The sequence below is a fragment of the Glycomyces xiaoerkulensis genome (assembly GCF_002798405.1).
Taxonomy (GTDB): Bacteria; Actinomycetota; Actinomycetes; order Mycobacteriales; family Micromonosporaceae; genus Glycomyces; species Glycomyces xiaoerkulensis.
The window spans coordinates 76,243-89,253 of sequence record NZ_PGGV01000034.1 but is presented as its reverse complement, the minus strand read 5'-3'; the positions used below and the strand labels follow the sequence as shown (position 1 = coordinate 89,253).

Sequence of the window (13,011 nt, the reverse complement as noted above, 5' to 3'; positions counted from 1 at the left end):
GCCGAGTGGGGGCCGGGACTGGCCGCAGACCTCCGCGACGCCGCCGCAGCCAGCACCGAGGCCGACTCGCCCGACCTGGTCCCGCCGCCCGGTGCACGGTTCATCGACCTGGCCGAGGTCGAGTCGATCACCGGAACCGCACCCGAGACGTACTCTCCACCAGCGACGAATCCGCCTGCGATCACAGGCGAACTCCACTCGGCCGACGATTTCATTCCCTTCTTAGGCCGCCCGCCGCGGGCAACCGCGGCGGGGAGCAAGGCCGATACCGCCGAGCCCGAACCGGGAACACCCGGTCGGGCACCTCCCCATGCGCACAGCCCCGCACCACTCCAACCCCACCACCACGGGCCGATCGCCCCACCGTGACCGCCACGGCCTCACGCCCAATCGATCGGACCCGACCACGAACACGCACTCCGACCGTCCTCCCACCTCGCTGTCGCCGCCTCGTCCATCGGCACCATCCACGACCCGACAGCCGGAGAGTTTCACCGCCTACAAGCGGGCCTTGTGGCCGGTCGGCCGACCGACGACCTCAAGGGTTGCAAGGGGGCCAGAACTACAAGACTCCCGAATACGACCTGCCCGTCGTCGCCGCGTCGCACGTTGCTGGCTCTCCGACGCGAACTCCAGTCCCTATTCGTCAGTGAGTCGCCGATGGAGGCGCTTCCGGGCGTCCTGGTCGGTCAGGAGATCGCGGGCGGCCAGCCAGGCGGCTCCCTTGACCGGCTCAGCGGCGGTCACGAGTTCCGAATCCGGCCGTTCCTCGGCGAGCCGCCCCCGCAGCGCTACGGTCACCGGCGTCTCCTGGGACAGCAGGCTGCCCGCGAGCACGATCGGCAGGCCGTTGTCCGCCACCGCTCCCGCGGTCGCAGCCAAGTGTCGGACTGCTCCGTCCACGATGCCCCCGGCCAGCGTGTCCCCGTCCTCCGCGGCCTCGCACACCACCCTCGCGAAGCGCGCCAGGCGGACCGGCGAGTCGGCCATGCAGAGGCCGACCACCGATGCCGAGGTCCGCGACGACGGCGAGATCTCGGCGATGACCGCCTGCACCAGTGGCCCACCCGGACCGTGCCCGTCCAGGTGCCGCAGCGTCGCGGCCACCGCCTCGCGTCCCATCCAGAACCCCGATCCGGCGTCGCCGAGCAGCCAGCCGTGCCCATCGGCGCGCTCGGTCACCTCGGTGTGCCCCCGCACCGCCAGGGCCACCGCGCCGGTACCGGCGATGACGATCGTGCCCGCAGGCTCGACCGTGCCCGCCGCGAAGGCGGCCACCGCGTCGGTGACGAGCCGGACCGGTGCCTCGACGCCCAGCGCGCCGCGCAGCTCCTCGCCGGAGCGGCCGGGCTCGGCCAGCGACAGCATCCCGGCCGCTCCAGCGCAGACCGCGCCGATCCGATCCGGGCCGATCGGCCCGCGCGCGGCGCGCGACGCCTCGGCCATGCGCCGGGTCGCCTGCTCGTGCTCCGGCCCGACCAGGTTGGCCGGCCCGGACTCGCCCGTACCGAGGACCGCGCCCTCGCCGTCGAGGAGCACCGCCCGGGTGCGGGTTCCGCCCGCGTCGATACCGAGGAACAAGGGTGTCTGCATGACGGCATTCTCCTCGACGGTCGTTACCCGACCGCAGTCCGATCATCTGTAATAAAAATTCTTGAGGTATTGACATATGCCTGTCATGGATAATAGTTTTTCTTGAGTTTCGTAAGTGAGGGAGGCCACACGATGCCCCGCAGCGGTGCGGAAACGCCCGACGACGTCGAGCGCTCGGCGTCGCCGGCCGGCGTGCTCGAACGCATCCGCCGCCAGTCCGGCGAGCTCTCCGAAGCCCTCACCCGCGTCGCCGATCAGGTACTGGCCGACCCCGAGGGTGCCGCGCACGCCACGATCATGGACCTGGCCGAACTCAGCGGAACCTCTCCGGGAACCATCACGCGATTCTGCCGCCACCTCGGCTACGACGGCTACGCCGCACTCCGCGTCGCCATCGCCACCGAGACCGGCCGCAACTCCGCCCGAACCGAAACCGGCTGGGACGTCAACATCGGCCAGGAGATCGAGCCCGACGACCCCCTCGACCGCGTCCTCAAGCAACTGATCACCGTCGACGCCGCCATCCTGCGCGACACCGTCGAAACCCTCGACCTCGAAGCGGTCGAACGGGTCGCCGGCGCCGTCTCCGACGCCCGCCGCGTCGACGTCTACGGGGTCGGCACCAGCGCCATAGTGGCCCGCGAACTCCAGATGGGCTTCTACCGCACCGGCGTCGCCGCCTGGGCCTGGACCGAGGTCCACGACGCGCTGGCCAGCGCCGCCCTCCTGGGCAGGGACGACGTCGCGATCGCCGCCTCGCACTCGGGCGCGACCGCCGAGACCATCGAGATGCTCACCGAGGCCGCCAGCCGCGGCGCGCTCACCGTCGCCGTCACCGCTTACCCCGACTCGCCGATCGCCGAGGTCGCCGACGTGTGCCTGGCCTCGGCCACCCGCCAGACCGGGTTCCGCGCCGACCTGCTGGCCGCCCGGCACTCCCAACTGCTCGTCGCCGACCTGGTCCACATCGCGGTGGCGCAGCGGAGGTTCCCCGAAACGATGGAGGCCCTCGAGTCCCGCGCCAGGGCCGTCGTGGGCCACAGACCACTGAGACCACGCGCCGATTTACAGAACCCAAGGAGCAGAAGCCCATGAGGAAGCCGATACCCAACCCCCACTTCAGCCGCCGCGGCCTCCTGGGGACCTCCGCGGCCGGACTGGCCGCGACCTCCCTGGCCGCCTGCGCGACCAGCGGCGGGGACGCCGACACCGAGGACGTCGAGGTCGGCGGGGACGATGAGAACCCGTTCGGGGTCGACGGATCCGCGCCGCTCGACGTCGTCATCTTCGACGGCGGCTTCGGCAACGAATACGCCGTCAAACACCAGGAGATGTACAACCGCCTCTACCCCGACGCCGAGATCAGCCACCTGGCCACCCAGCAGATCGCCGAGACTCAGCAGCCCCGCTTCGCCGAGGGCCGGCCGGCCGACGTCATCGACAACTCGGGCGCGCAGGAGATCCCGATCGACCAACTCATCAACGACGGCGAGCTGGCCGAATTGACGCCCCTGCTCGACGCCCCCTCGTTCGACGACCCGAACGTGACCGTCCGCGACACCCTCCGCGCGGGCTCGCTGGAGAAGGGCACCTTCAACGGCGAGGTCTACGCGCTCAACTACGCCTTCTCGGCGTGGACGATCTGGCACGACAACAAGCTGTTCACCGACCACGGCTGGGAGGCGCCGACCACCTGGGACGAGATGCTGGAGCTGTGCCCGGACATCCAGGCCGCCGGCATCGCGCCGTGGGTCTACACCGGCGTGCATCCGGTGTACCTGTACGACATGTTCCTGATGCTCGCCGGGCGCCACGGGGGAGTCGACGTGCTCAAGGCCATCGACAACCTCGAGCCCGACGCCTGGGGGCACGACTCGGTCGGCATGGCCGCCGAGGCGATGTACAAGCTCTGGGAGGACGGCTACGTCCTCGAGGGCGCGCCGGGCCTGGACCACATCCAGTCTCAGACGGCGTTCAACAACCGCGAGGCCGCGTTCATCCCGGTCGGGTCCTGGCTGCCGAACGAGCAGCGGGAGATCGCCCCGGACGACTTCGAGTACGCCCCGATCGGCGTGCCGTACCTCGAAGGCAGCGTCCAGCCGGGCCTCATCAGCGCCGGCGGCGAGGAGCCGTTCATCGTCCCCGACAAGGCGGCCAACAAGCCGGGCGCCTACGAGTACCTGCGCCTCATGCTGTCCCAGGAGGGCGCGCAGATCTTCGGCGACACCGTCTCGGCGGCCACCGTCGTCGAGGGGGTCGAACTGGACAACCTGGCCGCCCAGCTCACCGACGAACTGGTGTCCAACCCCGACGACCTGTTCCAGCCGCAGTTCCGCTTCTGGTACTCGCGCATGGACGAGGAGGTGCGCCCCGCGCTCGGCTCGCTCATGTCCGGCGAGTCCACTCCCGAGGAGTTCCTCGACCGGATGCAGACCGTCGCCGACGAGACGGCCGACGACGACTCGATCGAGCACTTCACCCACGACTAGCACGGAGCAGGAGGGCCTGGGAACCGGAGAGCAGTTCACCCATGAGACACGGAAAGTACCCGTTCATCCTGAGCTTCCTGGCGCTGCCGGTCGGGCTGTACGCCTGGCTGGTGCTCGTGCCGTTCGCCCAGGCCTTCCAGATATCGTTCACCGACTGGAGCGGCTCCACCAACCAGTTCGACTACATCGGGTTCGACAACTACCTGAACCTGTTCAAGGACGAGCGGTTCGTGATTCCGGCGATCAGGAACACCGGCATCATCCTTCTGGTGCTGCCGCTGGTCACCATCGCCATGGGCCTGTTCTTCGCGTTCATGCTGAACATCGGGGGCAGGTCCAGGCAGGGGCGCATCGAGGGCGTGCGCGGGGCCCAGTTCCACAAGATCGTCTTCTTCTTCCCCCAGGTGCTCTCGCTGGCCATCATCGGGATCCTGTGGAAGCAGGTGTACGCGCCGCCCGGCTTCGGCGGCCTCATAGCCGGCGGGCTCGAAGCGATCGGGCTGCCCGCGCCGGACAACGGCTTCCTGGCCGACAAGGACCTGGTGCTCGCCTCCGTCATCGGGGTGCTGGTATGGAGCGCGGTCGGGTTCTACCTGGTGTTCTTCTCCTCGGCGATGGCCTCGATCCCGCGCGACTTCTACGAGGCGGGCATCATCGACGGCGCCGGGCGCTTCCAGTTGTTCTTCCGGATCACCCTCCCGCTGCTGTGGGAGTCGGTGCAGACCGCCTGGATCTACCTGAGCATCATCGCGCTCGACGTGTTCGTGCTCATCTACATGATGACTCCCGAGCGGGGCGGCCCCGACGGCCGCAGCGAGGTCGTCGGCGGCGTCATCTGGAAATACGCGTTCAAGCACGGCGAGCAGGCCTTCGCCTCCGCGCTCGGCGTGGTCCTGTTCTTCGTCGCGCTGACGCTCGCGGTCGTGGCGCTGCGCATCGGCAGGCATCAGCGGATCGAGTACTGAGGAGCGAGCATGGCCATCCGGACCCCCGAACAGACCGAGCCCGCGGCCCCGCCCGCGCGCCCCGAGCGCCCCGCCCCGACCCGGACCGAGGGCCGGGTCATGAACGTGTTCTCCCACGGCTTCCTGTGGCTGTGGGCGTTCATGGTGGTCGTCCCGGTCGTGTGGGTGCTGGTGGCCTCGTTCAAGACCGAGCGCGAGATCGCCTCCGACCCCCTCGGCCTGCCGGCGACCCCGCAGTGGGAGAACTACGTCAACGCCTGGAACAACGGCAACATCGGCGACTACTTCCTCAACACCGTCCAGGTCATGGTGTTCTCGGTGACCGGCACGATGCTGCTGGGGGCCATGGCCGCCTACGTGATCGCCCGCTACAGCTTCCCCGGCAACCGGGTGCTGTACTTCGTGTTCGCCGGCGGCATGATGTTCCCGGTCTTCCTCGCGCTGTTCCCGCTGTTCAAGACCCTCCAGAACGTCGGGCTCCTCAACACCTATCCGGGCCTGATCCTGGTCTACATCGCCTATTCGCTGCCGTTCACCGTGTTCTTCCTGACCGCGTTCTTCCGGACCCTGCCGACCGGCGTCGCCGAGGCCGCCCTCATCGACGGCGCCGGGCACTACCGCCTGTTCTTCCAGGTCATGCTCCCGATGGCCAAGCCGGGTCTGGTCGCGATCACCATCTTCAACATCATCGGCCAGTGGAACCAGTTCCTGCTGCCCCTGGTGCTGCTCAACGACCCCGAAGACGCGGTGATCTCGCAGGGTCTGGCCAACCTGGCGCTGCGGCAGGGATACGAGGGCGATCCCGGCGCCCTGTTCGCCGGTACCGTCATGGCGATGGTGCCGATCTTCGTCGCCTACATCATCTTCCAGCGTCAGATCCAGGCCGGACTCACGGCGGGAGCGATCAAGTGACACGAGGAGAACCCACCCCATGACCAGAGCCGGAATGGCGGCGATGATCCTGGCCGCCGCGCTGGCCTCGGGCTGCACCTCCGGGGCCGAACCCGAACCCGAGCCTCCGGTGCCGACCGACGACCGAATGTTCGGGCCCGACTCCGAATACGAGACGCCGACCGCCGATCTCATGACCGCCGCCTCCGACCGGGAACTCGCCGCGGTCTGCGACGGCCTCGAATCCGCGTTCGACCGGCGGGAGTCCGATGCGGAACGGGACTCGCACTCCGAGGAGGGCACCTGCACGTTCAACGTCCACCCCGGCTCCGACGCGGTGCCGGCCGAGGAGCTGTACACGACCGGGATCGGCGCGGCGCTGCCGGTCCCGGTCCACGTCTGGACCGACGGTTCGGGTTCGCGCGTGGGCTACTTCGATCCCGCCCAGATGGTGGCGGCGGTCGACGACGCCGATCCGGGTGAACTGGGTGCGAGCCTGAGCGAGGAGGTGGGGGCCGCGGTCGCCGACGCGGCCGGCAGCGCCCCGGAACCGGGCGCGTCGGCCGACCTGACCTACACCCGGATCGAATCCGATACCGCGCCCCTCGACCTGCTCGAGGCGCTTGAAGGCACGGCCGAGGCCCGCGGTCTGGCGCTCCTCGGAGCGGGAACCTACGACTCGGGCGGCGGCGGATACGACGGAGGGACGCTCACCTACCGGGCCGCCGGCGACGGCTCCCAGGTCTACGCCTCGGACCTCTACGAGACCTCGCCCGCGATCGGCGTGGCCGACCGGTTCAAGCTCCACGTCTTCACCGAGGCCTCCGGCGACGGGTCCATCGCCTACTTCGACCCCGCCCCGCTGTTCGGCGCGGTGGGGGAGGACTTCACCGACGCCGGCTACGAGCTCAGTGCGCTGCTGTCCGACGTCGGCTGGGAGGCCGCCGCCGCGGAGTGACCCGCTCCGGGGCCGGGCGCGGGCTGTGTCCGCCGCCTCACCCCGGACCCGGACGTGGGCGCGCCGGGCTTGAGCAGGCATAATCGAGAGGTTGCGCTCAGGCGCACGCTCCATCGGACCACCGGTCCGATCCCCACCGGGGTAGAGAATCGAAGCGAGTCGGCCGAGAGGCCGGCGTTGAGCAGTGAAAGGAATCAGTCTCGTGGCTGATCAACAGCAGCAAGGCGGCCGGGACGGCGGCGATCGCCGCGGTCGCGGCGGCCGCGGTCGAGACGGCCGCGGCCGCGACCGCGCGGAGAAATCGCCGCACATCGAGCGCGTCGTCACCATCAACCGCGTGGCCAAGGTCGTCAAGGGCGGCCGCCGCTTCGCGTTCACGGCGCTGGTCGTCGTCGGCGACGGCGAAGGCAAGGTCGGCGTCGGCTACGGCAAGGCCAAGGAAGTGCCCTCCGCCATCGCCAAGGGCGTCGAGGAGGCCAAGAAGAACTTCTTCGACGTGCCCCGCATCGGCGGGACCATCCCGCACGAGGCCCTCGGCGAGGACGCCGCCGGCATCGTGCTCCTCAAGCCCGCCTCCGCCGGTACCGGTGTGATCGCGGGCGGGCCGGTCCGCGCCGTGCTCGAGTGCGCCGGCGTGCACGACGTCCTGTCCAAGTCGCTCGGCTCCTCGAACGCGATCAACATCGTCCACGCGACGGTGGCCGCGCTCAGGCAGCTCGAGAGCCCGGAGTCCGTCGCGGCCCGCCGCGGCATGCCGCTGGAGGACATCGCTCCCCAGGGCCTGCTGCGCGCCCGCGCCGAGGCCGCCCAGGCCCCGCAGGCGTAAGGGGGATCTGAAGCACATGGCAAGTCTCAAGATCACCCAGGTCCGCTCCACCATCGGCGCCAAGCCGAAGCACCGGGAGACGATGCGGACCCTCGGCCTGCGCAAGATCCGCCAGTCGGTCGTCAAGGAAGACCGTCCGGAGTTCCGCGGCATGGTCCACAGCATCCGTCACCTGGTCGAAGTCGAGGAGGTCGAGTAGTCATGGCGATCCGCATTCATGACCTGCAGCCGGCTCCCGGCGCCAAGAAGGCCAAGACCCGCGTGGGTCGCGGTGAGGGCTCCAAGGGCAAGACCGCTGGGCGCGGCACGAAGGGCACCAAGGCCCGCAAGACCGTCAAGCCGGGCTTCGAGGGCGGCCAGATGCCGCTCCAGCGGCGCATCCCGAAGCTCAAGGGCTTCAAGCCGTACAACAAGACCGTCTACCAGGTGGTGAACCTCGACCGGCTGGTCGAGCTCTTCCCCGAGGGCGGCGCGGTCGGACCGGCCGAGCTGATCGAGAAGGGCGTTCTGAACAAGAAAGAGCTCATCAAGGTCCTCGGCTCCGGCGAGGTCGAAGGCGTCAAGTTCGACCTCAGGGCGCACGCGTTCTCGGCCTCGGCCACCACCAAGGTCACCGCCGCCGGCGGCACGACCACGGTGATCGACAAGAAGACCGGGGAGCCGGTCGGCCAGTAGCCGCACCGGCCGTACCCAGCTCGAACGTGTGATCCGCGAAACGGGCCGGAGTGTACTCCGGCCCGTTTCGTCATGGTGAATGCCGAATGCTCTGCGTCTGGCAACGCCTGCTAGGCTCCCGTATCGAGGACCACCGTCTACCTCGGCGTGTGAGCCCCTCGCTTGGACCAAGAAAACACGCCCACTTGCAACCGCGTCGGGCGCCGCAGCCAGCGGACCCGGCGGAGGCCCCCCGGTAGGGGCATGTTCAGGAGGAACTGCTTTGCTCTCCGCCTTCATCAGCGCGTTTCGGACCCCAGATCTGCGCAAGAAGATCCTGTTCACCTTGATGGTCATCGCGCTGTACCGTCTTGGTGCGCAGACGCCGAGCCCCGGCATCGACTATGCCGCGGTGCAGAACTGCCTGGACGCCGCCCCCGACGACGACACGGGCGTGTTCGGACTCCTGAACCTGTTCACCGGTGGAGCGCTCCTGCAGTTGTCGGTGTTCGCCCTCGGCGTGATGCCCTACATCACCGCCTCGATCATCATGCAGTTGCTGACGGTCGTGATCCCGCGCCTGGAGCAGTTGCGCAAGGAGGGCCAGCCGGGGCAGGCCAAGATCACCCAGTACACCCGGTACCTGACGCTCGGCCTGGCCCTGCTGCAGGCCTCCGGTTACATCGCGCTGGCACGCTCGGGCATCCTGTTCAACACCGAGTGTCCGACCCCGATCCTGCCCGACCTGTCGGGCACCGATGCCGGCGCGCCCTACTGGCTGTCGGTCGTCTCGGTCGTGGCCGTCATGGTCGCCGGCACCGCGATGATCATGTGGTTCGGCGAGCAGATCACCGAGCGCGGGGTCGGCAACGGCATGAGCCTGATGATCTTCGCCTCGATCGCCGCCCAGATGCCCGGCCAGTTCTGGGCGCTGCGCGAGTCCGAGGGCTGGTTCATGTTCGCCTCGATCCTCGCGGTCGGCATCGCCATCATGGTCGCCGTCGTGTTCATCGAGCAGTCCCAGCGGCGCATCCCGGTCCAGTACGCCAAGAAGATGGTCGGCCGGCGCATGTACGGCGGCACCTCGACCTACATCCCCTTGAAGGTCAACCAGGCCGGCATCATCCCGGTCATCTTCGGTTCCTCGCTGCTGTACATCCCGACGCTGTTCCTCCAGTTGAACCAGAACACCGAATCGGGCTGGGCCAGCTTCGTGGACCGGCACCTGATCAACCAGGGCTCGTGGGTGTACATCCTGACCTACGCCGCGCTGATCATCTTCTTCACCTACTTCTACGTCTCGATCACCTTCAAGGTCGACGACGTCGCCGAGAACATGAAGAAGGCCGGCGGGTTCATCCCCGGCGTGCGGCCCGGCAGGCCCACCGCGACCTATCTTTCGCGAGTCCTGTCACGCCTGACCTTCCCCGGCTCGCTGTACCTCGCCACGATCGCTATCCTTCCGAACCTGGCCATCATCGCGTTCGGCAACCAGCAACTGTTCGCGCAGTTCCCGTTCGGCGGCACCTCGGTGCTGATCATGGTCGGCGTCGGCCTGGAGTCGGTCAAGCAGATCGAGTCCCAGCTGATGCAGCGCCACTACGAGGGCTTCCTGCGATAGCAGGGAGGGAGGAGCACACTTGCGACTGGTATTGGTAGGCCCGCCCGGGGCCGGCAAGGGCACACAGGCGGAGATCGTCGCCGGCGAGCTCGGCGTCCCCAAGATCTCCACCGGCGACATCTTCCGCGCCAACGTCTCCGGCGGCACCCAACTGGGCCTGGAGGCCAAGCGGTACATGGACGCCGGCGACTTGGTGCCCGACGAGGTCACCAACAAGATGGTGGCCGAGCGGCTGGCCGCCGAGGACGCCGCCGGAGGCTTCCTGCTCGACGGCTACCCCCGCAATACCGAGCAGGCCGAGGTCCTCGACCGCATGCTCGAGGCCCAGGGACGGGCGCTCGACCTGGCGCTGGAGTTGACCGTCGACGACGACGAGGTGGTGCGCCGCTTGTCGGGACGCCGCGTCTCGAAGTCCACCGGCAAGGTCTACCACCTCGAGTTCGACCCGCCGCCCGACCCGGACTCCGACGACCTCTACCAGCGCTCGGACGACCAGCCCGAGACGATCAAGAACCGCCTCAAGGTCTACGCCGAGCAGACCGCGCCGATCGTCGGCTACTACGCCGAGCGCGGCAAGCTCGTGCGCATCGACGCCGTGGGCGGGGTCGATGCGGTCACCGAGCGGGCGATGTCCGCCATCCGCGCCGACGCCGAGTAGCGGATGTTCCGCCGTCGCCGCCGGGCGATCCAGTACAAGACCCCCGAGCAGATCACCGGGATGCGGGCCGCCGGGCTCGTGGTCGCCGAGGTCCACCGGGCCGTGCGCGAGGCCGCGGGGCCCGGGGTCTCGACCGCAGAGCTCGACCGGATCGCCGAGGACGTCATCCGCGGTGCCGGAGCGGTCCCCTCGTTCAAGGGCTACGACATCGGCTCCGGCCCCTTCCCGGCCTCGATCTGCTCGTCGGTCAACGACCAGGTCGTCCACGCCATCCCCTCCGAGGAAGCGGTCCTGTCCGAGGGCGACCTGCTCTCGGTCGACGTCGGGGCGGTCCTCGACGGCTGGCACGGCGACGCCGCCATCACCATCGAGATCGGCCGGGTCGCCCCGGAACTGACCGCGCTGCGCGAGGCCTGCGAGGCGTCGATGTGGGCGGGCATCCGGGCGGCCGCCACGGCCAAGCGCCTCGGCGGCATCTCGAACGCCGTCGAGCGCGCGGTCGAGGCCGCCGGGGACTACGGGATCGTGACCGGCTTCGGCGGCCACGGCATCGGCACCGAGATGCACCAGGACCCGCACGTGCTCAACTACGGTTCGCCCAAGGAGGGCCCGAAGCTGCGGCCGGGCCTGGCCTTGGCGATTGAGCCGATGATCACCTTGGGCGAGCCCGGTACCGCCGAGCTCGACGACGGCTGGACGATCGTCACCGACGACGGCTCGGTCGCCGCTCACACCGAGCACACGATCGCGCTGTGCGAGGACGGGGTCTGGGTGCTGACCGCTCCGGACGGCGGGGCGGCGATGCTGGGGGACCGGGTCGCGAGCATGGCTCTTGCAAGATGACAACGTGATGTCATAATGGTGTCATGACTGACGAGGACGGGATGCTGCGCATCTCGAACGCCGAACGCGACGAGGCGGTCGAACGGCTGCGGCGGGCCACTGGGTCTCGCGCGGGCTCGGCCGTGACTGCTGAGGCCCGCGAGCGCGGATCGTCGGAGCGTCCAGATGGGTGACATACTGTGCCTGTGAGCGACGACCGAGACAACCTTCGGATCTCGAACGCCGATAGAGACCAAGCAGTTGCCCTTCTCCAGAAGGCCCTCGACGAGGGGCGCATCGACCTGTCCGAGTTCGACGAGCGGACCAAGTCCGCTTACGAGGCGAAGACGAAGGCCGAGCTCGACCTGATCTTCGAAGACCTTCCGGTGGACCGCTCGGCGGACCTGGCGGTCCACACGATCGACCTGACCCCCGCCGAGCGTGCCCGGCGCGAGCGGGAGTCCCGGAGGCGGGTCCGCCGGGGCGCGCCGCCGATCCTGAATCCCTTGATCATCACCGCGTGCATCACGGTCACCATCTGGGGGCTGTCCTCGCTCGCGAGCTGGCAGTTCCAGTATTTCTGGCCGGCCTGGCCGCTGGGGATCATGGGCGCGATCGCCGTGGCGCAGTGGCTCACCGGCGAGACCGATGACGACGATGACGACGACCGCGGCGGTTGCTGACGCCGCCGCCCGCCCCGAACACCCTGAAGGAGCCCTCCCGATGTCCTCTCTCGATCGATACCGCGACCGCGGCATGCGGATCGGCGATGCCGAGCGCGGCGCCCTGTCCGATCTGCTGCGGTCGTCCGTCGACAAGGGTTATCTGACGCTGGAGGAGTACGAGAAGCGCGTCGAGACGGTCATGGAGGCCACGACGCTGGGCGACGCCGAGGAAGCGCTGCTCGATCTTCCCGCCTACCAGGCGATCCTGGATGCGGGCGAGTCCGGCCCGAGTCCCACGCCGCAGTGGGTGAAGTGGCTGTGGTTCGGGATCTCTATCCCGATCGGGATCAATGTGGGCGTCTGGGCCTTCGTGTTGGCCCTGACCGGCAACACTCAGTACTACTGGTTCCTGTGGGTGGCCATGCCGCTGCTGGTGGTCGCCGGAGCGCTGACGGTGGCGGAGCGGACGATACTCCGGCCGGCGCTCGACGAGAAGCGCCGCAAGCAGCGCGACCGCCGGAGGTACGAGCGCTGAGTCCGGGATCGGTCCGGTCCGTCGCATGGCCGGCGGGGGCCGGTCCCGCTCCGGCCCCCGCCGGCCGCTCTGTGCCCGCCGGCGGCGGGAGGCCGCCGCGAGCGGGCACCGAGGTCGGCGCGTCCGAACCTAGCGGACGGATGCGACACGAAAGCGAGCCCCGCGGTCGCCCGCGAGGCTCGACTTCATTTGGGGTGATCGACGGGGCTTGAACCCGCGACCTCCTGGACCACAACCAAGCGCTCTACCAGCTGAGCTACGACCACCAAGATTCGGCTTCGCAAGGATATCCCTGCAGCCGCGCACAATCATAGCCAGAGTTCGGCCGATTCCG

At 69.0% G+C, this 13,011-nt stretch carries 15 protein-coding genes, 1 tRNA gene and 1 pseudogene; 15 read left to right on the top strand and 2 right to left on the bottom strand.

What is annotated here, in order from left to right; all coding sequences use genetic code 11:
• A pseudogene (locus tag CUT39_RS21315) lies at window positions 1-369 on the top strand (hypothetical protein); the annotation flags it as partial.
• Window positions 370-639: 270 nt separating this feature from the next.
• Here CUT39_RS21315 and CUT39_RS16235 read toward each other — a convergent pair.
• Window positions 640-1,593, bottom strand: coding sequence for an N-acetylglucosamine kinase (locus tag CUT39_RS16235; RefSeq protein ID WP_100448461.1), 954 nt, complete (start codon window positions 1,591-1,593; stop codon window positions 640-642).
• Window positions 1,594-1,725: 132 nt separating this feature from the next.
• On the opposite strand from CUT39_RS16235, the gene CUT39_RS16230 reads away from it, so the two are divergent.
• The 14 genes from CUT39_RS16230 to CUT39_RS16170 all read left to right on the top strand — a co-directional run bounded on the left by CUT39_RS16230 (window position 1,726) and on the right by CUT39_RS16170 (window position 12,677).
• On the top strand, window positions 1,726-2,688 hold the full coding sequence (locus CUT39_RS16230) for a MurR/RpiR family transcriptional regulator (RefSeq protein WP_100448459.1): 963 nt from the start codon (window positions 1,726-1,728) through the stop codon (window positions 2,686-2,688).
• The gene (ngcE, locus tag CUT39_RS16225) at window positions 2,685-4,082 is read left to right on the top strand and encodes an N-acetylglucosamine/diacetylchitobiose ABC transporter substrate-binding protein (RefSeq protein WP_100448457.1); all 1,398 of its coding nucleotides are present in this window, start codon (window positions 2,685-2,687) and stop codon (window positions 4,080-4,082) included. The genes CUT39_RS16230 and ngcE overlap by 4 nt, the downstream gene beginning before the upstream one ends.
• Window positions 4,083-4,123: 41 nt before the next feature.
• Entirely contained in the window at window positions 4,124-5,047 is a 924-nt protein-coding gene (locus CUT39_RS16220; protein WP_100448455.1) for a carbohydrate ABC transporter permease, read from the top strand.
• A 9-nt stretch (window positions 5,048-5,056) separates the two neighbouring features.
• Window positions 5,057-5,959: a carbohydrate ABC transporter permease gene (locus CUT39_RS16215; RefSeq protein WP_100448453.1), complete on the top strand. Its 903-nt coding sequence runs from the start codon at window positions 5,057-5,059 to the stop codon at window positions 5,957-5,959.
• 19 nt (window positions 5,960-5,978) lie between these two features.
• Entirely contained in the window at window positions 5,979-6,896 is a 918-nt protein-coding gene (locus CUT39_RS16210) for a hypothetical protein (RefSeq protein WP_157930751.1), read from the top strand.
• A gap of 202 nt (window positions 6,897-7,098) precedes the next feature.
• Complete coding sequence (gene rpsE, locus CUT39_RS16205; protein WP_408611163.1) at window positions 7,099-7,722, top strand: 30S ribosomal protein S5; 624 nt, start codon at window positions 7,099-7,101, stop codon at window positions 7,720-7,722.
• Between the two features lie 16 nt (window positions 7,723-7,738).
• Window positions 7,739-7,921 (top strand): 50S ribosomal protein L30, encoded by a 183-nt coding sequence (rpmD, locus tag CUT39_RS16200; protein ID WP_100448447.1) that lies wholly within the window; start codon window positions 7,739-7,741, stop codon window positions 7,919-7,921.
• 2 nt (window positions 7,922-7,923) lie between these two features.
• Window positions 7,924-8,397 carry a 50S ribosomal protein L15 gene (gene rplO, locus CUT39_RS16195; protein ID WP_100448445.1) on the top strand — a complete coding sequence of 158 codons (474 nt, stop codon included), beginning with the start codon at window positions 7,924-7,926 and terminating at the stop codon, window positions 8,395-8,397.
• A 262-nt stretch (window positions 8,398-8,659) separates the two neighbouring features.
• Window positions 8,660-9,997 (top strand): preprotein translocase subunit SecY, encoded by a 1,338-nt coding sequence (gene secY / locus CUT39_RS16190; RefSeq protein WP_100448443.1) that lies wholly within the window; start codon window positions 8,660-8,662, stop codon window positions 9,995-9,997.
• 19 nt (window positions 9,998-10,016) lie between these two features.
• Complete coding sequence (locus tag CUT39_RS16185; protein WP_100448441.1) at window positions 10,017-10,655, top strand: adenylate kinase; 639 nt, start codon at window positions 10,017-10,019, stop codon at window positions 10,653-10,655.
• Window positions 10,656-10,658: 3 nt separating this feature from the next.
• Window positions 10,659-11,498, top strand: a complete 840-nt coding sequence (map, locus tag CUT39_RS16180) for a type I methionyl aminopeptidase (protein WP_100448439.1) — start codon at window positions 10,659-10,661, stop codon at window positions 11,496-11,498.
• Between the two features lie 23 nt (window positions 11,499-11,521).
• Complete coding sequence (locus tag CUT39_RS20480; RefSeq protein ID WP_157930750.1) at window positions 11,522-11,671, top strand: hypothetical protein; 150 nt, start codon at window positions 11,522-11,524, stop codon at window positions 11,669-11,671.
• A gap of 12 nt (window positions 11,672-11,683) precedes the next feature.
• Window positions 11,684-12,160, top strand: coding sequence for a DUF1707 SHOCT-like domain-containing protein (locus CUT39_RS16175; protein WP_157930749.1), 477 nt, complete (start codon window positions 11,684-11,686; stop codon window positions 12,158-12,160).
• Window positions 12,161-12,200: 40 nt separating this feature from the next.
• Window positions 12,201-12,677 (top strand): DUF1707 SHOCT-like domain-containing protein, encoded by a 477-nt coding sequence (locus CUT39_RS16170; protein ID WP_157930748.1) that lies wholly within the window; start codon window positions 12,201-12,203, stop codon window positions 12,675-12,677.
• Between the two features lie 190 nt (window positions 12,678-12,867).
• Here the strand turns inward: CUT39_RS16170 and CUT39_RS16165 are convergent.
• Window positions 12,868-12,943 (bottom strand) — tRNA-His (locus CUT39_RS16165).
• Window positions 12,944-13,011: the final 68 nt, after the last annotated feature.